Source organism: Virgibacillus sp. M23 (genome assembly GCF_034190895.1).
In the GTDB taxonomy this organism is placed as follows: Bacteria; Bacillota; Bacilli; order Bacillales; family Amphibacillaceae; genus Virgibacillus; species Virgibacillus salarius.
Map to the genome: position 1 here is coordinate 1 of NZ_JAWDHA010000260.1, position 447 is coordinate 447.

General features: G+C 45.4%; 1 pseudogene. It reads right to left on the minus strand.

What is annotated here, in order from left to right:
* Window positions 1-447, minus strand: a pseudogene (gene gmuD / locus RVS70_RS22425) (6-phospho-beta-glucosidase GmuD); the annotation flags it as partial.

The following is a 447-nucleotide window of genomic DNA, read 5'->3' on the forward strand; positions in this document are numbered from 1 at the left end:
CCCAACAGGTCAACCGTGTTCTTTTTGATGATGTCAAGATCTTCAGGGTTGTAATCAGGCATAAAGCCTTCATTCTTCAAAATGTCAACCAGCTCTTTCGGAAACTCGCCTTTGACAGATGGGTCTAAAAAGGATCTGTTAAAAAACGCGTCTGCGATTTCCCCGGCTTTCACATCCGCCGGATGGCTGCTTCTCGGGTATGATGGGGTCAAATTTAAAATGATGCCGATTTTTCCGTCCTGTTCCATCTCCCTGTAAGCCTGAATCGCGCGGGCACTTGACAGCATCGTATGAAATCCGACCTGGACAGCCTCTTTAAAGTCGACCTTGTTTGGATAATGAAAATCATATAAGTAGCCGCCTTCTACGGGAACGATTGGTTCATTATTCGTGAACCATTTATTCACTCTGCCGCCAAACAAACGGAAGCACGTTCTTGCATAGTTT